This window comes from Carnobacterium sp., from assembly GCF_040274945.1.
In the GTDB taxonomy this organism is placed as follows: Bacteria; Bacillota; Bacilli; order Lactobacillales; family Carnobacteriaceae; genus Carnobacterium_B.
In genome coordinates this window covers 185,932-207,415 of record NZ_JBEMAR010000006.1, presented here as the reverse complement: position 1 = coordinate 207,415, position 21,484 = coordinate 185,932, and the positions used below count along the sequence as shown (strand labels likewise).

The following is a 21,484-nucleotide window of genomic DNA, read 5'->3' as shown; positions in this document are numbered from 1 at the left end:
GTTGGTTTGTTTCAACCTGTCTCAGCGACATGTATTAATATAACAGGGATTCAGAGTATCGTCAACATCTTTCGGCTAAAATTTAAAAAGAATTTTTAGAAGCGAACTTTAAAAATCACCGTCTTTGTCAGAAAGCGTTATTCTTTATCAAATAACGAATGAATATAATGCATTCTTTAATAACGTTCAATTTGAATGAACTTCCATTTTTCTACATATTTATCCCTTTTACTTAAAATAGACTTATTATAAAAGATACTTTGAAACCCTTATATAGCCATTAATATCAAAAAGGACCTTTTAACCCTATTAAGTAATAGGGTTAAAAGGTCCTTTCGATATATAAATCGAGTACTTTGTTCTTATTAGCTCTCTTAGAAACTCTGCATTTATTTTTTTTCTTGGTATTTATCTGGAGTAAATTCTGTATTTTTGTAATTACCTGCTTCATCGCCATAATACTTATTGTAGCGTTGTTTAAATTTCCGAAATACAAATGTTGCCAACACTCTTGAAATAGCATAAATCGGTACTCCTAAAATCAAACCAACAAAACCAAGCAAATCCCCTAAAACAAGCAAGACAATGATTATCGTCAATGGATGGACGTTTAAATTCTTACCCATAATATTTGGCTCAATTAAGTTTCCATCTACGAACTGTACGACTACCCAAACGATGATCAATTTAAGAACCATAAACCATGAAATAGTAAATGCTACGATTATAGCTGGTATCATCGCAAGGGCTGCTCCTATATACGGAACAATACTTGTAAAGGTTGCAACTATAGCCAATATCCCTGAGTACTCTAAACCAATGACCGTAAAGCCAATGAACATCATGATTCCAAGAGATAGCGAGATCAATAATTGCCCTTTAATATATGATCCTACTTGCTCGTTGATTGTTGCAAAAATATTCTTTGTATCTTTTCTAAATTTTGGTGGAATAATATTAAGCACGTAGTTAAAAAACTTTTCATCATCTTTCAATAAGAAAAAGGCAATTATCGGAAATGTCACGATTACTACTACTACATTTGAAACCGTAGAGAAAACACTTGTTAATCCACTTACTGCTGTATCAAAATAACTGACAACGACACTTGGTAGATTGCTTACCCAGCCATCCAGCCATTCTATAAAATCACTTGTCGCATTTTCTAATGGCGTATTCGCTACCCAACTTAAGATAGTTGTTCCCATTGAATCTACATAGGAAGGAAAATTATTAACCAAACTCGTTACTTGTTCTTGTATTGGAGGAAATGCTAATGCTACCAAACCAGCTAAAATACCAATAATGGCAATAAATAAAATGATTACTCCCCAAATTCGCTTTATTTTATGTCTTTCCATCCAGTCAACAACAGGATTTAACAGATAATAAAAAATGAACGCTAAGATCAATGGAGCTACTAAAGTAGAAAAGATAACTTTTAATGGTTCAAAAATAAAAGAAATAGCGTTATAAATATAAATGATTATTCCTAACATGATAAGAATCAGCAGGGTGAAGAGAATATTCGTGCCACCCAGATAATTCATAAATTTTGTTTTCTCTTTCATTAGATACCTCCTTATTTTTTGATTTGCTGTATTGCACATTTATGTAATGTAATCTATTGCTCCTTTATTTTAAACTACTTTATATCTAAAGTAAAAAAAATCAATCTCTTTATAGAGATTGATTTCACTTTTTATTTTATTGATTACGCATTGTTGGAAATAACAAGACATCTCGAATAGATTGAGCATCGGTTAATAACATCACTAAACGGTCGATTCCAATTCCTAACCCACCTGTTGGAGGCATACCATACTCTAAAGATTCAATGAAATCTTCATCGATCATATGAGCTTCGTCATTTCCTAATGCACGTTCTTTCATTTGTGCTTCAAAACGTTCTCTTTGATCTATCGGATCATTTAGTTCACTAAAGGCATTTCCATACTCATGTCCTACGATAAATGCTTCAAAACGATCCGTAAAGCGAGGATCTTCTGTGTTTTTCTTAGCTAATGGTGAAATTTCTAGAGGATGGCCGTAGATAAATGTCGGTTGAATCAATTTATCTTCTACAAATTTTTCAAAAAATTCATTTACTACATGGCCAAACTGGCTATGCTCAGTTACAGGAACATCATGTTCTTTAGCTAATGCACGAGCTTCTTCGTCTGACATGTGTTGCCAAAAATCTACGCCCGAATGTTCTTTTATGGCATCAACCATATGTTGTCTCTTCCAAGAAGACTCTAAATCAATCGCTTGTCCGTTGTACGTGATTTGCCCTGTACCTAATACACGTTGTGCTACGGTACGGATCAATCCCTCAACTAAGTCCATTACATCTTCAAAATCAGTATAAGCAGTATAAGCTTCCAACATTGTAAACTCTGGGTTATGAGTTGTATCTACTCCTTCATTACGGAACACTCGACCAATTTCATAAACCTTTTCCATTCCACCAACGATTAATCGTTTCAAATGCAATTCAAGAGCTATACGCAAGTAAAGTTCCATATCTAAAGCATTGTGGTGTGTAATGAACGGACGTGCAGCAGCTCCACCGGCTAAATTATGCAAAGTCGGAGTTTCCACTTCTAAGTAATCTTGTTCATTCAAATAGTTACGAACTTCGCGAATGATTTGGCTACGTTTTGTAAAACGATCAAAACTTTCACGATTGCTGATCAAGTCAAGGTAACGTTGACGATAACGTTGTTCAATATTTGTCAACCCATGATATTTATCTGGCAAAGGACGTAACGCTTTTGATAATTGAGTGATAGAAGTTGGCTTGATAGTCACTTCACCCGTATCAGTTTTCATAATTGTTCCAGTAACACCAATAAAGTCCCCTAAATCTGCATTTTTAAAAGTCTCGTAGTCTTCTTCACCAACAGTATCTTTACGAACATAAATTTGAATTTGTCCTTTACGATCTTGTAAGTGAGCAAACCCAACTTTACCTTTACCGCGTTTAGTCATAATACGACCTGCAACAGTTGCTGTATCTTCTTTTTCAGCTATTTCTTCTTTAGAAAATTCATCATACGCTTCATGTAGCTCATTGGATAGATGCGTTCTTTCGAAACGCCCACCAAAAGGATCCACATTACGCTCACGTAAAGTATCAAGCTTTTCACGGCGGACAATCAATTGATCATTTAATTCTTCATGGTTTAGTTCTTCGTGGCTCATTATTTCCGCTCCATTTCTGTTATAAATTCGTTCGTACTCAAATCATCACTCTTAATAATGCCAACATAACGAAAAAAAAGCAAGGAAATTACAAATGTTCTCATGCATTTCCGAACTTTTTTGATTTCACTTTCTTATTTAGCAACCAACTTAAGTGGTTTTCAGTTCATGTTCTTCTAATCTTATGATTTAGACTTCCTATAAGAATTTTATAAGTTGTATATTAACATACTTCATAAACTAGTTAAAGAAGAAACAAAAAAAGGCTGAGACTTTAGCGACTCAACCTTTTACTTTATTTTTCTTAATCGACATATGGGAAAACAGCCATTGACAGGTAACGTTCCCCATTATCTGGTGCTACGGTAATAACTTTTTTACCTTGACCTAATTTTATCGCTACATCAATTGCTCCTTTAATTGCAGCACCTGAAGAGATACCAACTAACAACCCTTCTTCTGCAGCTAAACGACGTGTCATTTCAAAAGCTTCATCACTTGAAACTTGTAAAACTTCGTCATAGATAACCGTATCTAACACGTTGGGCACAAACCCTGTACCGATACCCTGTATTTTATGTGGTCCTTTAGCTCCACCACTTAGAACAGGCGATTCAGTTGGTTCTAAAGCATAGATTTTAACAGCAGGATCCGCTTGTTTCAAGACTTGTCCAACACCTGTTAATGTCCCCCCAGTACCGACTGCTGAAACAAATGCATCTGGTGCAACTCCGCCAAAAGCTTCTAGAATCTCTGGACCAGTAGTAGCAGCATGTACGGCAGGATTAGCAATATTTTCAAATTGCATAGGCATAAAATAACCTTTTGATTCTGCAAGTTCTTTTGCTTTGTTAATTGATGCTGTTATTCCATCTGCTCCTGGTGTTAGAATAAGTTCTGCTCCATAAGCTTTCAATAACTTTCTACGTTCTATACTCATTGTATCAGGCATAACAAAAATAGCTTTGTAGCCTTTTGCAGCTGCAATCATTGCTAAACCAACTCCTGTGTTTCCACTTGTTGGTTCTATAATTGTAGTGCCCGGTTTTAATTTACCTTCTTGTTCCGCTACTTCGATCATATTTAATGCGATACGATCTTTCACACTTCCACCAACGTTAAATGATTCGAGTTTTACATAAACCTCCGCTGCATCTGCAGGGACGACTTTTGTTAAACGAATAATAGGCGTTTCTCCAATTAAATCCGTTACAGAATGAACTACTTTTACCATATGATGTTACCTCCTAAAATTAAGTTCTTTATCCTTTTAGTTTAAAGTTTATCGCTTACAATATCAAGCACAACGGTTTATTTGTCAAATGTGCATAAAAAAAGCCTAGACAGTAGATCGTTCTCTACCGTCTGAGGCTTAATTGCATTAACTTCTTGAACTTTCTTTTAATTCTTCTAATTCTTCAACAGTATATTGGTAATGTTTGCCACAGAAATGACAACTAGCTTCTGCACCTTGATCTTCAGTGATCATATCATCAATCTCTTTTTCACCTAAAGCAATGATTGCTCTAGCAAAACGATCTTTTGAACAGTCACACTTAAAGGCTACAGGAGATTTTTCTAAAATTTTAGCATTGCCTTCGCCTACCAAACGTTCCAGAATCTCTTCAGGTTTTTCTCCACTATCCATTAATTGAGATACCATCGGAATGGATGCAATACTTTCTTCTAGTTTAATAATGGTTTCCTCAGTTGCACCAGGCATAACTTGAATCATGAATCCGCCAGCTGTTTTTATCGATTCATCCGTATCTACAAGAACACTTAATCCAAATGCTGAAGGTGTTTGTTCAGAATTCGCCATGTAGTAAGTGAAATCTTCTCCTAATTCTCCACTAACAAGAGGAACTTGACCTGCAAAAGTATCTTTCATTCCGAGATCTTTCGTTACAGTCAAAGTACCTTGAGTACCAACTGCTCCACGGACATCAATTTTCCCAGCATCATTCAATTCCAAACTTACTTTCGGATTAGCAATATATCCTTTTACTTCACCTTTTCCGTTACTGTCTACTATGATGTGTCCAGCTGGACCATCACCTTCAACTTTTACCGTGATTTTTTCCTTTCCTTTTAAAGTAGCACCCAGCAATAACGCTCCGATCATTGTACGACCTAAAGCCGCTGATGATGCGCTCCATGTATCATGTCTCTGTTGTGCTTCTCTTACTGTTTCGGTTGCATCGATTGTATACACGCGTACTTGTCCATCAAAACAGATACTTTTCAATAAATAATCTGACATTTTTTTATCCCCTTTTGTGTTTTAGTAAGTGAAAATCCAGTACAAAAGAGGGACGCAACATGGTCGCATCCCTCTTTTAATTTTCGTTTGTTAGATTACGAACGTTTTGAAGAATCATCTTCTGATTTGTCTTCTGAATCTTTATCAAAATCAAGATCATCATCTGTGCCTAGTTCTTTTTTAACTTCTTCAACGATGTCTTTGTCATCGCCTTGAACAGAACGTCTAGCTTCTTCTTCCTCTTCTAACTCTTTTTTCAAACGAGCAGCTTCTTTAGCTTCACGAGCTTTTTTTACCTCTTCGAAAGAAGCACCTTCTGCTTCATGTGGAAATTCTTCTTTCGAACCATTAGTAGCTGGAGGCATTTCGCCTGTTTCAAACAAGCTCTTAATCGTACGTTCATCTAATGTTTCAATCTCAAGAAGTTTTTCAGCAATTAATTTGTGCTCTGCTTTGTATTGTTCCAAGATTCTACGAGCTTCAGTATGAGCTTCAACAATAATACGACGAACTTCTTGATCAATTTCATAAGCAATTTGTTCAGAATAAGCTTTAGTTTGTCCATAATCGCGTCCTACAAATACTTGGTGATTTCCTTCGTATTGAACAGGACCTAATTTTTCACTCATACCATATTCGGTAACCATGCTACGAGCTAATTGAGTTGCTTGTTGGAAGTCATTGCTTGCTCCAGATGATTGAGAATTAAATACCATCTCTTCAGCTACACGTCCACCTAACAAACCAACGATTTGTTCAAACATTTCTTTTTTAGTCATTAAGAAGCGATCTTCTTTAGGAAGCATGATTGCGTATCCGCCAGCTTTCCCACGAGGTACAATCGTAACTTTATGAACGACACGTGCATCATTTAGAACCATTCCGACAATTGTATGTCCAGATTCATGATAAGCAACCATTGCACGTTCTGTTTTGCTTATGACACGATCTTTTTTAGCTGGACCAGCAATAACGCGGTCTTGAGCTTCATCAAGATCAAGTGCATCAATTTCTTTTTTATTCCGACGAGCTGCTACTAGAGCTGACTCATTTAACAAGTTTTCTAAATCGGCTCCAGAGAATCCTGGAGTTTGTCTTGCTACAACTGCTAAGTCAACATCAGGAGCTAAAGGTTTGTTTTTAGCATGTACTTTCAAGATAGCTTCACGACCCTTAACATCAGGACGACCCACTAAAATTTGACGGTCAAAACGACCTGGACGTAATAACGCTGGATCTAAGACGTCGGAACGGTTTGTAGCAGCAATGACGATAACTCCTTCATTTCCTGCAAAACCATCCATTTCAACTAACAATTGATTTAATGTTTGCTCACGTTCGTCATGTCCGCCACCCATTCCGGCTCCACGTTGACGACCAACTGCATCGATCTCATCAATAAAGATAATTGCTGGCGCTGCTTTTTTAGCATTTTCAAACAAGTCACGTACACGACTTGCCCCTACCCCAACAAACATTTCAACGAATTCTGAACCTGAAATTGAGAAGAATGGTACTCCTGCTTCTCCGGCAACAGCTTTCGCAAGTAACGTTTTACCCGTTCCTGGAGGTCCTTCTAACAAGACACCTGCTGGAATACGAGCTCCTAAAGCGGCAAAACGTCTAGGATCTTTCAAGAACTCCACTACTTCTACAAGTTCTTCTTTTTCTTCGTCTGCTCCTGCTACATCAGAGAAACGAACTTTACTAGCTTTGCTGTCTGCTTCTTTAGCTTTTGATTTACCGAAGTTCATCACGCCACGTCCGCCTTGACCGCCTCCACCTTGACCACTTTGTCCCATCATCATGTAGATAAAGAAAACAAAAATAACTAAAGGTAATACTGAAATCAGTAATGTAACCCATATACCGGTTGTTTCTTCTTGTTGCGGTGTATATTCAATATTCTGTTCATCTGCTAATGCTGTAATCTCTTGTACAGAGGAGTCATTTTGCAAAATAGCTGTTGTAAATGTTTTATTTGCTGTTTCTGTTGTTCCAAAAATATCAACACCTTGACTAGAACTTTCCTCTGCAGGTTGTTCTTCTCGGTATTCACCAGTAACTTGGTACACTCCAGCGTTAGGCTGAATCGTAAATGATTTTATTTTATTCTCTTCTAATTGCGTAACGAATTCGCTAGCTGAAAGGGTTGTACTATTCTGTCCTGAGTTTCCACCGGTTGCCCAAGTTACAATTCCTATTATGACTAAGAAAACGATCGCATAGAAGAACCCATTTTTAAAGAGTCCTTTTTTCATTGTGCCCTCCTTCTACAAACAAACTTTTTAAGTTCAATTCTGTATTTTATTGTAAATGATTCTTAATTTTATTAATTGTAACATATTTGACCAACATTGACCATTTATTTCTCTTCATAAATTTCAGGTTTTAAAACTCCGATATACGGTAAGTTCCGATATCTTTCAGCATAATCCAATCCATAACCAACCACAAACTCATTTGGAACTAAGAATCCAACATAATCCGCCTTAATATCTACAACGCGACCTTCTGGTTTATCTAATAATGTGACGATTTTTACTGATCGAGCTTTACGGTATTTAAACATATCTATCAGGTAGTTCAGCGTACGTCCGCTATCAATAATGTCTTCTACTAACAACAGATCGCGACCTTCAACAGTTGTATTTAGGTCTTTCACGATTTTCACTTCACCTGATGAAACTGTCCCATTCCCGTAACTTGAAACATCCATAAAATCCATTTCTAAATAAATATCCATTTCTTTTACAAGATCAGATAGAAAAGGCATAGCTCCCTTTAGGATGCCGACTACTAATGGGTTCTTATCTTGGTAGTCTCCTGTCAATTGCTTACCTAGTTCTCTTGTCTTTTCAGCTAATTCATCCTGCGAAAAAAGCACGCGTTCAATATCATTTTTCATTGTTTAAGTTCTCCTTTTCATCACGTCTACTCTTATTTATTTTCATAAATGAGTATGTAATGTATTTTATCAGTTTCTGGCTCAATAGACAATCTTGATTCCTTATATTCTACTAACCAAATAATTTCTTCCTTGCTATCTGTTACTAAAATGGCTTCTTCTCGTTTATTTCGCGGGATTTTTTGATCAATAAACAAATCCTTAATTTTTTTACTCCCAGTCGCTAATCCTTTTAACGTCATGCGGTCTCCCGGATTTCGATTCCTAACCTGTAACGGCAACTGAATACTTTCTGGATTTAACCAGATAACTTTTTGTCTGTAATCTGCTGTATCTATTGATTCTTTCGTAGCTTCAAAAAGCCCTATTCTTGCACCATTGGGTAGAGATAGCCACTCTCCTAGATTCAATGGATAAGTACCTTGTATTTTTTTAGTAATAACTTCTTGTTCATTTTCTTTTAAAAAATAAAACTTATGATACGATTTTTGACCGATCCAATTTCCAGGTAAACTCAATTGACTATTTGGCTTATCCTTTTCGATTAACTCAATTATCTGCACTTGATGCTTTCTGCCAACTTCACTAACCTCTTTATGAAATATTCTATTAAATAAAATTTGTATCACTTGGCGTTTCATTGCAGGCTCAAAGGTTAAAAATAAGGGTACATCAAGTTCCCAACAAAAGGGCCCTTTTTGAAAGCAGACAGTTGATGCTTGGTTTTCAATTTCCTTTTTAGCTAGTGTGATCACATCTTGCAAATCAGATGAAAAATCCGCAAAATGAGTCAATACTTGTGTGTTTTCCTTTTTTAGCAATGGAATGATTTCATGTCTGTAACGATTTCTTGTATATTCCAAGCTATTATTTGACTCATCTTCATAAAAAGATAATGGCCGTTCTTGACTATACTGGTAGAGTATTTTTTTATTATAATCTAACAAGGGTCGAGTCAGTTGTTTCCCGTAAAAGGTTCGGTGCTTTTTTATTCCTGCAATGCTTTCTAATTGACCACCACGAACCAACCTCATTAAAATAGTTTCCATTTGATCATCCCCATGATGCCCAGTAAGCAGATGTGTGGCTTGCTGTTCTTTCAATACCTCATGAAAAAAAGCATATCTAAACTCTCTAGCTGCTACTTCTACTCCTTCAATCGGATGTTTGTCTTCCGGCCATCTTTTAAAAAAAAATGGAATTCTATTCGTCGCACAATACTGAGAAAGAAATTTTTCTTCTTCTATAGAAGCTTGTCTTAATTGGTGGTTTACATGGACAACTCCAAACCAAGGTCTGATTACATCTGGTAATCTCTGAACCAAATCTACTAACACCATAGAATCGACGCCACCAGATACAGCTAGCAGCAAACGATCCGTTGACTTCCAATAGAGATTGTTTTGACAACGCTCTAAAAAATCAAAATATATATCCATTTTAACTGCTCCTTTACGTTCAATCTGGTCATTCTCGTTGTTACTAGACAGACTCAACTCTCTTGAGTACAACATAAAAAAGGATAAGTTTCCTTATCCTTCAGCATTATTTTTTAGTTACGACGCCCGCCGCGTCCGCCGCGTTTGCCTTCTGTGTTACGTTTAAGAGAAGTTAAGCGATCATCACTGTCTTTTAAAAATGAACTCATCAATGAATCAAAATCTTCTTTCTTCGGACCAGCATTTCTTGATCCTCGGTCTGTTTTTTGGTAACCAGTACTACTGCGACTTGGGCTACTGCTTTCGCGACGCCCTTGGTAACTGCTGCTACTGCTAGTTCTTTCGCGAGATGGAGCAGCTGTTTCAGCCGGTTTATCTACAGCACGTCTAATAGAAAGGCCAATCTTACCGTCATCTCCAATGGACATTACTTTGACAGTAACTTGTTCTCCTACTTTCAACACGTCTTTGATATCCTTAATAAAGCTATCTGAAACTTCACTAATGTGAACTAACCCTGTTTTTCTATCACCTAAATCGATGAACGCACCAAAATTCGTAATTCCTGAAACAGTACCTGTAACTTTTTCTCCAACTTCAATCGACATATAAAATTGCTTCCTCCTTAAAACTTGTACGGTTATTATACCATGTTATCTTGTGACATAAAACGATTATTTAAATTATTAAACTTAAAATCACTCTACTAAACGATTCCCATTTATTAATTTGGTTATTCTTCAGGATTCGGTGTTTTTTCAATTTCATTAGCTGCATTGTCTTCAGGTAAACTAAAAATAATTTCATTCTCTTCAGATAAATAATACTGACTGCGGGCTACTTTAGCAACATAATCTTCATTTTCTAACTTTTTAATTTGATTATTTAAATTTTCTTGTTCTTTTTCAACTAGCTGTAGTTCGTTTTGAGCTTCTTTTTTTTCTTGCTCCATTTGAGAGATTGTTTGAGTATTTGTCCATATATTGATGGCAAATCCTGAAACAAAGAAACAGCTAACAGCAAGAATACCAACGATTCTTCTGCGCATGTGACGTTTGTGTTTGCGTTCTCGAAGAGCTTGAAGTGTTTTGTTATGTGTGTATTCATTAGTTAATTTAGCCACATTTGTTTGGTTTTCTTTCTTCATAAAAACGATTCACCTTCTATTCTCACTTTATGAAATGATTATAGCAAGAAAGCAGTTACTTTGTCTATCTATCAGCTAAAATACACTAACTATTTTTTTAGCTATACCATCTAAAAGGGAAGTCGATTAAACCATTTTCGTAGACTTAGTTAGTCGGTTCTTCTCTATACGTTTCGCTAACAATGCTAAACATTTCTTTTGATTCATCTTTTTTAGTTGTCTCAACAATTTTATCAATTTTAACGACTAACGTTTTATTTCCAAATGCGATTGTTAATTCGTCTCCTACTTTTACATCTGAAGAAGATTTTGCTGGCATGCCATTAATTTGAATACGGCCTTTATCTGCTACTTCTTTTGCAATCGTACGGCGTTTAATAATTCGAGATACTTTCAAAAATTTATCTAATCTCATTTATTGTTCCCCTTTTCTTCTGCTTTTATTTTTTGCCAAATTGCGTCGACTTCTTCTGGTGTTTCTGCTTTAACGCCATCAAAAACGTGTGGGTGACGGCGACGAAGCTTCTTATTTAAAGTTTCAATCACTTCTTCAAATGAAAAGTATCCTGTCTGCTCGCCAAAGTTTGTGTGGTAGAGTACTTGCATCAAGACATCGCCTAACTCTTCCACCATATTATCAATATCATCATTTTCAACTGCTGCTTTAAATTCCAGTACTTCTTCTTCCATATAAGCGACTAAAGTCTCATGGTTTTGTTCTTTTATCCATGCATCGCCATTTTCTCCTGTAATAGCATCCATATAATATTGGACGGTCTGAAATGATTTTGTTCGTTCATCTACTGCTAATGGAGGAACGTATAACGATGTTAAATTATGAACACCTTCCATGCGATCCAGTTCAAATAAGGGCAACCATTCTATTTTTTCATTCTTGCCCCCTGCTTCATGAACTAAAGCTACTAAATGTTCATCAGGGTATTTCTCCATTAAAGTTAATTTTACCTCACTTGCAATATATTCATTGAAAACTTGCATGACAATAATATGCTGACTGACTTCCAAATGATCTTGATTTAAACTCAACGCATCAACCAATTGAAATCCTTCCACTGGATCAATTTTTACTGCTTGAAAAAGATCGTCTAAGAAACTTTTCCCGCCTTTGATTTCAATTGAAATACCAGATTTATTTTCCAGTAACAATTGAACAGACTTTTCAGCTACCATTGGATGTCCTGGAACAGCATAAATAATATCTTCTTTTTGAGCTGCTATTAGCAATTCTTTGACAATGGTCTTATAAACATCCTCAAATTGATCATTTCCTTCATAAATTGCATCAAATGATTGAAAAATCAGCCCTTCTTGCTCTAGATCTTTCACTACTGGATGTAACTTAGTTCGTAAATACAACGGCTGTTCTTTCTTCAGCAGTTGATACACCCCAAAAGGAAGCTGTTCAATGTCTCCCGGACCAAGTCCAACCACTTTAATTTTCCCCATTCAGTTCCGCCTACTTTCTTAACATTTTTTTACCAAACGGAAGAGATAACCATTCACGAATCGTCAACACGTTACATTTTATCATTAGCCATAAAAAGACTCCAATACCTGTGACGCCACCTAGTATTGTGTAACCAAAAGCTGCTAACCGATTCTCTTCTATTAAGGCACTATTTCCAAACCATTTCATCTCGAACCATACTATAATAGCCATTACACCACAACTGAACAGCAATTTCCATCCAAAACTTTTTTCCGTTAAACTTTCTTTTATTTCTTTAGGTAAATCCCACCACATAATGATTAAGATAGCCAATAAACCGATTATAGTTGCTCCACTTGAGCCAAGTGTTCCAAATTGTTCAACGAGCCATTCATTCAACCCTATTTTTATGCCTAATCCAATCAGTAATCCGATTAAAGCTACTTGATGTTTATTTTGACTTTGAAAAATAGCATTGTAAGCTCCAATTAATGATGTTAAAAAAATGGATACGCTGTATACGCTCAACACCAGGCTTCCATCTGTATCGCCAAATAACACTAAATTTAAATACGGCATCAATACAATAATACCGGTAGTAGCTGCCATAGCAAAGGTTGCTGTTATCCGCACTAATGATTTTCCTGTGCGAATAAACGTTTTTCTATTCTGTTGGGCAAATGATTGACTCAGTAAAGGAATCCAACTTGCAGAAAAAGCAGTAGCGACTACCATCCCTAATTGGACAAGTGGTTGACCACGGTCATAGATCCCTTTTAAATTTTTCGCCTCAAAAGAACTCAATCCATTTTCTACTAATCCATTATAAAGTGTAAACGAATCGATCAACTGCATAAGAATGAGTAAAGCACTCAACAAACACATGGTGACACCTTCTGTAGCAAATCGTTTTGCAATAGTCGCATAATGAACTGTTTCAGAAATTGAACCTAATTCTACACTTCTCTCCGACCTAAAAGACTGTTGCTTCAACAGTGCTGCACCTAAAATAATGCAAGCGACTAGACCTGCTACCCAAGAACTGCTCATAGCAATGGTCCCCATCTGGTACTCATCCCATTGACTGCGCGTATACACATAAGCGGCGATCAAGATCACAGCCACACGTACAAATTGTTCTCCCACTTGAGAGACAGCTGTTGGCAGCATACGAAAGGTTCCTTGGAAATAACCCCGACTAACCGCTAAAAACGGGATTAGCAAAAACAACCACGAAACAGTTTGAATAATTGGTTCTAAATTAGCATCGCCCATCCAGTTCGCAATCAGCTCCGCCGAAAAATAAATACCTAAGAAAAAGAGTCCCGAAAGAGTACTTAATAAAATAAACGATTTTTTCAAGAGACTTTTCTGTTCATCCACCGTAGACGTTTCAGCGACTAACTTGGATAAAAAGATTGGAAATCCACTTAAAGCTATAGTCATTGCAATGCCGTATATCGGATAGATTTGTTGATAAACATAAAATCCTGAATTCCCAACCATATTTTGAAAAGGAACACGGTAAACGGCACTTAAAATTTTGGCAATGAAGGCCGCTACCGATAGAATAATTGCCCCATTCATCATTTTTTTCATTTGTTGATTTTCCAATTTTCTGCCCTCACTTATATGACCTAGGTCAGCAATTTGTGATTCTTTTTTTATGACCAAAGATTAGTTAGCCTCTTTTGAACGGTAGTTAACAATATTTTGAGCAAATTTTTCAATGTATCCCAACCATTGATAGGTTGGTTCTTTTTTCAGTTGTAGTGTAACCATTAAACGGTCTTTCTTGACCGCTACATTTGCTCTTAAAGGCACTTCACTTAAAGATCTAAACACTTCTTCTGCCGGCAACGACTGAGTGCCTACAACAGAAAATGTTAACTCGACTTCATCGCCTATTCGTTTGATTGTTTCTATCAGTGCACGTTCACCATACATTTTGATTAATCCAATCGTTAACAAGTCTGCGACTTCATCCGCATACTCACCAAAACGATCAATTAAATCATCTTGTAGTTCTACATATTGTTCATGTGATCTCAATTCTCGGATACGTTTGTAGATTTCAATTTTTTGACGTTCATCTTCTATATACGTACCTGGTAAATAAGCATTGATTCCTAAATCAATTTCAACTTGTGTTTTTTCTTCTTTCGCGTCTATCCCTCGTTTACGGGCTACTGCTTCACTTAACATCTCAGAATACAAATCAAACCCAACCGAATCAATAAATCCATGTTGCTGTGCTCCCAATAGGTTTCCAGCACCACGAATCGATAAGTCACGCATGGCGATTTTAAATCCTGAGCCTAGTTCAGTAAAATCTTTAATCGCTTGTAATCTTTTTTCGCTGACTTCATTTAGCACTTTATTTGGCTGATACAAGAAGTAGGCATATGCAACACGGTTACTTCTACCTACGCGACCACGCAATTGATACAATTGTGATAATCCCATATGATCTGCATTCTCTACAAACAACGTATTTACATTGGGCATATCGACACCAGTCTCAATGATCGTAGTGGTGACTAACATGTCGTATTCCCCTTCAATAAATTGCAGCAACGTGTTCTCAAGTTGTCCTTCTGTCATTTGCCCATGGGCATAGCCGATTCTCGCGTCTGGAATCAACTGTTGTAGTTCATCTACTTTTTTCTCAATCGTGGCTACTCGATTATATAAATAAAAGACTTGTCCGCCACGTGCCATTTCTCGTTCAACAGCTTCACGGATTGCTCCTAGATTTTGTTCCATTACATATGTCTGAACCGGATAACGATTTGCAGGTGGAGTTTCGATAACAGATAAGTCTCTTACACCTAGCATAGACATATGAAGCGTTCGTGGAATAGGTGTTGCAGTTAAGGTTAGGACATCCACTTGCGCTTTTAATTGTTTTAATTTCTCTTTATGCTTCACACCAAATCGTTGTTCTTCATCTACTATCAGTAAACCGATATCTTGAAATTCAATATCTTTTGATAAAATACGGTGTGTTCCGACCACAATATCAACTTGTCCTTTTTTTAGACCTGCTATCGTTTCATTCTGCTGTTTTTTTGTTCGGAAACGACTCAATAAACCAATCTCAATCGGAAAATCAGCAAAGCGTTGCAGCATCGTTTCATAGTGCTGTTGCGCTAAAATAGTTGTTGGAACTAAAAAGGCTGCTTGTTTTCCTTCTTGAACAGCTTTAAAAATTGCCCGCATTGCTACTTCTGTTTTACCATATCCAACATCACCAACGAGTAAACGATCCATTGGTTTTTTCTGTTCCATATCATGTTTGATCTCAGCAGTACTACGCAATTGATCATCTGTTTCTGTATACGGAAAAGCATTCTCAAATTCCTCTTGATAAGCATCATCTGGAGAAAATGCATACCCTACTTCTTGTTCTCGGGCAGCGTATAGCTCAATGAGTTCATCCGCGATGTCTTCAATTTTAGTCGCCACTTTTTTCTTTGTTTTAGCCCATTCTGTTCCGCCTAATTTATTAACTCTTGGCGTTTTCGCTTCGGAAGAAACATATTTTTGCAATAAATTAAGTTGAGTTACAGGAATAAATAATTTCGCATCATCTTTATAAATGATTGACATATAATCTTGATGAATGCCATCAATTTCAAGAGTTTCCATTCCCGTATATTTCCCAATCCCGTGATTAACATGGACAACGTAATCCCCAGGATTCAGTTCGCTGTAACTTTTTAAGCGTTCTGCATTTGATAATGTTTGGCGTCTAGCAGTTTTCTTAGTGACTTTATTGAATAGCTCTCGTTCGGTAATGACTACCAGTTTATCTGTTGGCATCTCAAAACCTGACTGAACATACCCTTCAACGATTTGCACTTTTTCAAGTTCAAGCCTAGCAGGCTTGACTATTTTACTCGTAATTTCAAAATCTTTGAACGTTTGATGTACTTTTTTAGCTCGATCAGCATTTGGTACCATAATGATAATCGTATTTTTTTGTTTTATCCAACGATCCATCTCTGTTTTAAGTAATGGCATTTGACCAAAAAACTGCTGCATATTCCGATATTGAAAAGCATGAATGTGATTAAACCGAGTATTTCCCATTCCTTTTTGAAAAACTGCAAAGTATAAGATACTCGTGTTTAATGCTTTTAATTGATCACGAAAATTATTTGAAAAGACTTGATTTTGCAAAATGCGTCGCTCACTCAGTTTACTGGTTACCCATTCCGCTTCTTCTTCACTTAACCGACGATCAGTATCCATTATTCTAGGATACTCATCCATCACAACAATTCCTTTTTTACTCATATAATCCAATACACTATTTTTTTCAGGGTAAATAAAATCTGTAAACATCGTTAATTCATCAATTGGTTCACCTTTTTGGAAAGCATCTGAAATAGGTGTCATTTGCTTGATAAACGTTTGTTTTTCGGAAGCATCTTGTATTAATCCTAGATTTCTTTCGACAGCTTTACTAAATATAGGCGCTGCAGCCGTTAATTGTTCTTTTGTATAAACGGTATCTGTTGCGGGAAGAATAGTTGCTTTTTCAATTGTTTGAATGGAACGTTGTGTAGCAGCATCAAAATAACGCAACGAATCAACTTCAGTATCAAACAAATCAATCCGAATCGGAAATTCTTCGGTTAGAGAATAAATATCGACAATTCCACCGCGAATACTAAATTCACCAGGACTGTTCACTAATTGTTGGCGCGTATAGCCCATATCTACTAATCGCTGAGATAAATGAGTTAAATCCAGTTCCCCTCCTTGTTTGATCGTAAATTGAGCGGCCTTCCATATTTCTTTTGGCGGCAATAATTTACGCACACCTGCAAGAGGTACAATCACAACACCAAATTTTTCAGATAACAAAAAATCTAACGTTGCTACGCGTTCAGCTCTTGCCTCAGGTGAAGCTACAGACATTTCTGCATAGATCATTTCATCAACTGGAAAAAGATGGAGTCGGTCTTCAGGTACCCAATCCGCGAAATCTTCCATCAATTGATTGGCATGAAATAAATTATGCGTCACAATGATAAACGGTTTTTTCTTTTCTGCTACTAACGTACTCAGGACAAACGTTCTTGCCGAACCAGATAATCCTGTTATCAATTGCGATTGATGTTGCTCTAGTTGATCTAGCAAAGCTTTAACATCAGGCGCATCAGCTAGTATTTTTTTTATATCTCCCACTGTAAGAGCTCCTTCCAATCTATTTTTTCCTTTTACAAACAGATCATTAAAATGAACAAAAGAAGCTCAGAATTTTCTGGGCTTCACTGCTTTTTTTAATTTCACATTTTACTAATTGTTTATGCGTTCTTTTTTTTATTAAATTGGTTCATAACTTCTAAAAATGGGTGTCCTTCTATCCAATACTCTACCGCTGCTACACAATCTTTTATGGTAATCAACAGTTCTTCGTGCTGACTTTTAGGAAAACCACTTAACACATGCTGTATAACTGTTTGCTTCCCTATTGGACGATCAATTCCAATTCGAATACGGTTGAAGTCTGATGTATCTATGTGTTGAATAATACTTTTAATCCCATTGTGTCCACCTGCACTACCTTTTTGACGTAAACGTAATTTTCCAACAGGCAAATCTAAATCGTCGTAAATTACAACTAAGTCCTCTACATCCACATTAAAATAATCCATTAACTGCCGAACAGCTCTTCCCGAATCATTCATAAATGTTTGTGGTTTTACTAAAAGAACTTTTTCAGTTCCAACAAATGCTTCTGCATACAGTGATTCAAATTTCGTTTTACTAAACTCCATGTTATGCTGAATCGCAAATTCATCCACTGCAATAAAACCAATATTGTGTTTTGTATTTTTATATTTTGCGCCAGGATTTCCCAAGCCAACAATCATTTTCATTATTTAGTACACTCCAGTTGATTATTTCACATTTCTTTTTTATCCATTCAACGAATATTAAGCATTTTTACGCAAAAAAGTGCCGCACGAAAAAAATTCGTCCAGTAACAATTTTATATAGTATAACACAGTTCAATGGGTTTTTCTTTAATCTTTATGTCTAACCCCTCCCAAATTGCCTCTCAAAAGACTTGCAGCTCTCCCTTCATACTTTTTCATTCTATCTTTCTATTACGCACTAATCGGTCAATCGTTGTTATTGCCCTATTTCTCTTACTACCCATTAGTTTTAAAAAACATTGCTTAATGGTTTTAATCTTTTTATTTTCAAATTATCATCTCTTCATCACTTTTCGTTTTGAAATACTGTACTTTAGTTGTATGATGTAAGCGAAAGTATACAAACGACTTTCGCTTTTTCACTACTTGTTTCGGCCGAACGCGTTATCTAGTACAATTGGACAGTTGAACTTGCTTGAAGGAAAAAGATAGATTGTTTTTTCACATAGTTAATTTGACAAAAAAAGTCTATAAATCAATCGTTGTCACTTTGTATTTATTTTCAAAATTTCGATTTACAAAAAGTTTGTTAAGTGTTACACTATCTTTATTAAGAATCTTATTCATAAAGGAGTTTGTTGCATCATGACTAAACAAGAAGTAAAAGACCACCAAAAAGTAATTTTAATCGGAGATGGAGCAGTTGGTTCTAGTTATGCTTTTGCTCTAGTGACTCAAAATATTGCTCAAGAATTAGGAATCATCGATATCAATACAGCCAAAACAGAAGGAGATGCTATTGATTTATCAGATGCTTTAGCTTTTACTTCTCCTAAAAAAATCTATTCAGCAACTTATAGCGACTGCCATGACGCAGATATCGTTGTAATTACAGCCGGAGCAGCTCAAAAACCAGGTGAAACTCGTTTAGACTTAGTACAAAAAAATCTAAGAATTTTCAAAAGCTTAGTTGGTCAAGTAATGGATAGTGGCTTTGATGGTATCTTCTTAGTAGCAACAAATCCTGTAGACATCTTAACTTATGCAACTTGGAAATTTTCTGGCCTTCCTAAAAATCGCGTAATTGGATCAGGTACTTCACTTGATACAGCTCGTTTCCGTCAGGCTATCGCTGAACTAACTGGCGTTGATACACGTAACGTTCATAGTTACATTTTAGGTGAACACGGAGATACAGAGTTCCCTGTATGGTCTCATGCAAACATTGCTGGACTTAGCGTCACTGAGTGGATCAAAGATAATCCAAATACTGATGAACAAGCTCTTGTCGATGTTTTCTTTAGCGTAAGAGATTCTGCATACAATATTATTCAGAAAAAGGGTGCTACATTCTACGGTATTGCTGTATCTCTTGCTCGGATTACAAAAGCCATCTTTAATGATGAAAATGCTGTATTGCCTCTTTCAGTTTACTTAAACGGAGAATATGGACAAAAAGATGTATACATTGGTGCTCCAGCAATCATTAACAGACAAGGAATCCAACGTGTTATCGAGATTCCATTAAATGATTCTGAAATGGATAAAATGAATTTATCTGCATCTACATTAAAAAAAGTCACTGCTGATGCTTTTGAAGCATTGGAAAAAGAAAATTAATAAGCATTTTTAATTTAAAAAACAGGACTAGCATAAAACTAGTCCTGTTTTTTTATGATAAAGTTTTTTATTAACGATCTTTAGAAGTCTTCACAACACAATTGAGCAATTGTTTCTGCATAAATGTCCATCGCCAAATAAAACTCTTCTAATTTCATTCCTTCATTCTCTTGATGAGCTAGGCTTTTTGTATATGGGAAGTGAGCACCAAAAGCTACCATATTGGTCATTTTCCGAGCATAGGTTGCTCCGCCACTAGTAGTCGGCTCAGTTAAGTCACCTGTTTTATCACGATAAATAGCCATTAACGTTTGAACGAGCGGACTTTCTTTCGGAATATACAATGATGGAACAGCGTCGTATTCTTCATAAATCAATTTGTATTCATTGGCTGTTTTCTCCAACAGTGAAGCCATATCTTCTATTGTGTACTTAACAGGAATTCGTAAGTCTAAAACAATTTCAGAACCTGCTTCATCTATGTGAATACTACCTACATTAAAGGTTAGTTCTCCAGTTAACGCGTCTTTAACTTCTCCAAAGATACTAAAGCCATTTGTTTCATTTGCAACTTTTTCCGCTAGAAATTTTACTGCCGGGTGAGCGTAATGAGCGGTTAAACCTTGAGCTAATTTATTTATAGCATTAATTCCAATTTCAGCTGTACTTGCATGAACAGCTTTTCCATTTACAGTAACCGTTTGATTAGATAATACATAATCTGTTTCTAATTCTTTTAAGGTTTCGGCAATTTCGTTTGCATCTTGACCGGTATAGCTTGCTTTTCCCGGAACAACATTTGATGCTTCACCACAATGTAAAACAAGATCCTTACTTCCAGGTCCTATTAACTTAGCCTGCAACAACCCTTTTTCTGCGTACGTTAAAGGAAAGACACCATCAGGAACAAAGCCCATTGTAGGTGCTTCTTCGTTCAAGTTGTACTGATCCATACAACGCCAAAGGGTTTCTTCATCTGTCCCAAATATAAAACGAATCCGTTTATTAAAAGTCAAATCTGCATCAACCACTGCTTTAAACGCATACAGCGCAGCAATTGTAGGCCCCTTATCGTCTTGACTTCCACGACCATAGATAATACCATCCTTCACTACACCTTCAAAAGGATCGGTTTTCCATAAGGATAGATTCCCTTCAGGAACCACATCTAAATGACATAGGATTCCAACCAATTCTTCTCCTTGACCATAATCAGCATAACCATAAAAACCTTTAGGATCGCTAAATGTGGACATTCCTAAACTCGTACAAATCGTTAAAATTTCTTCTAAACTATCTGCAATTCCTTGACCAAAAGGTGGGTTCGTCGTACCATCTGATGTATTCACAGATGGTATAGCAATTAATTTTTGCAAGGCCAAAAGACTTTCTTTTTTATGTACTTCTTTAATCATAGAATCCATACCCTAACTCCTTCTCACTTTTAAGTTTTTTAATCCATTAGATAATGCGTATAGTATACTTCTATACGCATTAATTTGCAAATTAATACAGTTTCACCTCTTTTTAAACACTTAATATACATAAAAAGTTAT

General features: G+C 36.2%; 16 protein-coding genes. 1 reads left to right on the top strand and 15 read right to left on the bottom strand.

Annotation, left to right across the window (positions count from 1 at the left end):
- Window positions 1–389: 389 nt before the first annotated feature.
- The 14 genes from ABS916_RS08335 to pth all read right to left on the bottom strand — a co-directional run bounded on the left by ABS916_RS08335 (window position 390) and on the right by pth (window position 18,308).
- Window positions 390–1,571, bottom strand: a complete 1,182-nt coding sequence (locus tag ABS916_RS08335) for an AI-2E family transporter (protein WP_350451437.1) — start codon at window positions 1,569–1,571, stop codon at window positions 390–392.
- Window positions 1,572–1,707: 136 nt separating this feature from the next.
- On the bottom strand, window positions 1,708–3,207 hold the full coding sequence (lysS, locus tag ABS916_RS08330) for a lysine--tRNA ligase (RefSeq protein WP_350451436.1): 1,500 nt from the start codon (window positions 3,205–3,207) through the stop codon (window positions 1,708–1,710).
- A gap of 304 nt (window positions 3,208–3,511) precedes the next feature.
- Window positions 3,512–4,441, bottom strand: a complete 930-nt coding sequence (gene cysK, locus ABS916_RS08325) for a cysteine synthase A (protein ID WP_089977660.1) — start codon at window positions 4,439–4,441, stop codon at window positions 3,512–3,514.
- A 147-nt stretch (window positions 4,442–4,588) separates the two neighbouring features.
- Entirely contained in the window at window positions 4,589–5,470 is an 882-nt protein-coding gene (gene hslO / locus ABS916_RS08320; protein ID WP_035021174.1) for an Hsp33 family molecular chaperone HslO, read from the bottom strand.
- A 95-nt stretch (window positions 5,471–5,565) separates the two neighbouring features.
- Window positions 5,566–7,731, bottom strand: a complete 2,166-nt coding sequence (ftsH, locus tag ABS916_RS08315) for an ATP-dependent zinc metalloprotease FtsH (RefSeq protein ID WP_350451435.1) — start codon at window positions 7,729–7,731, stop codon at window positions 5,566–5,568.
- Between the two features lie 104 nt (window positions 7,732–7,835).
- Entirely contained in the window at window positions 7,836–8,378 is a 543-nt protein-coding gene (gene hpt, locus ABS916_RS08310; RefSeq protein ID WP_350451434.1) for a hypoxanthine phosphoribosyltransferase, read from the bottom strand.
- A gap of 32 nt (window positions 8,379–8,410) precedes the next feature.
- The gene (gene tilS / locus ABS916_RS08305; RefSeq protein ID WP_350451433.1) at window positions 8,411–9,817 is read right to left on the bottom strand and encodes a tRNA lysidine(34) synthetase TilS; all 1,407 of its coding nucleotides are present in this window, start codon (window positions 9,815–9,817) and stop codon (window positions 8,411–8,413) included.
- Between the two features lie 113 nt (window positions 9,818–9,930).
- Window positions 9,931–10,425, bottom strand: a complete 495-nt coding sequence (locus tag ABS916_RS08300; RefSeq protein WP_350451432.1) for a S1 domain-containing RNA-binding protein — start codon at window positions 10,423–10,425, stop codon at window positions 9,931–9,933.
- Between the two features lie 125 nt (window positions 10,426–10,550).
- A complete protein-coding gene (locus ABS916_RS08295; RefSeq protein WP_350451431.1) occupies window positions 10,551–10,964 on the bottom strand; it encodes an FtsB family cell division protein in 414 nt (137 codons plus the stop codon).
- A 145-nt stretch (window positions 10,965–11,109) separates the two neighbouring features.
- Window positions 11,110–11,379, bottom strand: coding sequence for an RNA-binding S4 domain-containing protein (locus ABS916_RS08290; protein ID WP_350451430.1), 270 nt, complete (start codon window positions 11,377–11,379; stop codon window positions 11,110–11,112).
- Entirely contained in the window at window positions 11,376–12,431 is a 1,056-nt protein-coding gene (locus tag ABS916_RS08285) for a MazG nucleotide pyrophosphohydrolase domain-containing protein (RefSeq protein ID WP_350451429.1), read from the bottom strand. Before ABS916_RS08285 ends, ABS916_RS08290 begins: the two co-directional genes overlap by 4 nt.
- 10 nt (window positions 12,432–12,441) lie before the next feature.
- Complete coding sequence (locus ABS916_RS08280; protein ID WP_350451428.1) at window positions 12,442–14,028, bottom strand: putative polysaccharide biosynthesis protein; 1,587 nt, start codon at window positions 14,026–14,028, stop codon at window positions 12,442–12,444.
- A 63-nt stretch (window positions 14,029–14,091) separates the two neighbouring features.
- Window positions 14,092–17,613: a transcription-repair coupling factor gene (gene mfd, locus ABS916_RS08275; protein ID WP_502880593.1), complete on the bottom strand. Its 3,522-nt coding sequence runs from the start codon at window positions 17,611–17,613 to the stop codon at window positions 14,092–14,094.
- Between the two features lie 119 nt (window positions 17,614–17,732).
- Complete coding sequence (gene pth, locus ABS916_RS08270) at window positions 17,733–18,308, bottom strand: aminoacyl-tRNA hydrolase (protein ID WP_350451427.1); 576 nt, start codon at window positions 18,306–18,308, stop codon at window positions 17,733–17,735.
- A 645-nt stretch (window positions 18,309–18,953) separates the two neighbouring features.
- Between pth and ABS916_RS08265 the strand changes: the two genes are divergently transcribed.
- The gene (locus ABS916_RS08265) at window positions 18,954–19,928 is read left to right on the top strand and encodes an L-lactate dehydrogenase (RefSeq protein ID WP_350451426.1); all 975 of its coding nucleotides are present in this window, start codon (window positions 18,954–18,956) and stop codon (window positions 19,926–19,928) included.
- An 80-nt stretch (window positions 19,929–20,008) separates the two neighbouring features.
- Here ABS916_RS08265 and ABS916_RS08260 read toward each other — a convergent pair whose 3' ends face one another.
- Complete coding sequence (locus tag ABS916_RS08260) at window positions 20,009–21,352, bottom strand: M20 family metallopeptidase (protein ID WP_350451425.1); 1,344 nt, start codon at window positions 21,350–21,352, stop codon at window positions 20,009–20,011.
- Window positions 21,353–21,484: the final 132 nt, after the last annotated feature.

Coding starts and splice junctions, on each gene's coding strand:
- ABS916_RS08335 (WP_350451437.1), bottom strand. CDS start 1,571: ATGAAAGAGAAAACAAAATTTATGAATTATCTGGGTGGCACGAATATT.
- lysS (WP_350451436.1), bottom strand. CDS start 3,207: ATGAGCCACGAAGAACTAAACCATGAAGAATTAAATGATCAATTGATT.
- cysK (WP_089977660.1), bottom strand. CDS start 4,441: ATGGTAAAAGTAGTTCATTCTGTAACGGATTTAATTGGAGAAACGCCT.
- hslO (WP_035021174.1), bottom strand. CDS start 5,470: ATGTCAGATTATTTATTGAAAAGTATCTGTTTTGATGGACAAGTACGC.
- ftsH (WP_350451435.1), bottom strand. CDS start 7,731: ATGAAAAAAGGACTCTTTAAAAATGGGTTCTTCTATGCGATCGTTTTC.
- hpt (WP_350451434.1), bottom strand. CDS start 8,378: ATGAAAAATGATATTGAACGCGTGCTTTTTTCGCAGGATGAATTAGCT.
- tilS (WP_350451433.1), bottom strand. CDS start 9,817: ATGGATATATATTTTGATTTTTTAGAGCGTTGTCAAAACAATCTCTAT.
- ABS916_RS08300 (WP_350451432.1), bottom strand. CDS start 10,425: ATGTCGATTGAAGTTGGAGAAAAAGTTACAGGTACTGTTTCAGGAATT.
- ABS916_RS08295 (WP_350451431.1), bottom strand. CDS start 10,964: ATGAAGAAAGAAAACCAAACAAATGTGGCTAAATTAACTAATGAATAC.
- ABS916_RS08290 (WP_350451430.1), bottom strand. CDS start 11,379: ATGAGATTAGATAAATTTTTGAAAGTATCTCGAATTATTAAACGCCGT.
- ABS916_RS08285 (WP_350451429.1), bottom strand. CDS start 12,431: ATGGGGAAAATTAAAGTGGTTGGACTTGGTCCGGGAGACATTGAACAG.
- pth (WP_350451427.1), bottom strand. CDS start 18,308: ATGAAAATGATTGTTGGCTTGGGAAATCCTGGCGCAAAATATAAAAAT.
- ABS916_RS08265 (WP_350451426.1), top strand. CDS start 18,954: ATGACTAAACAAGAAGTAAAAGACCACCAAAAAGTAATTTTAATCGGA.
- ABS916_RS08260 (WP_350451425.1), bottom strand. CDS start 21,352: ATGGATTCTATGATTAAAGAAGTACATAAAAAAGAAAGTCTTTTGGCC.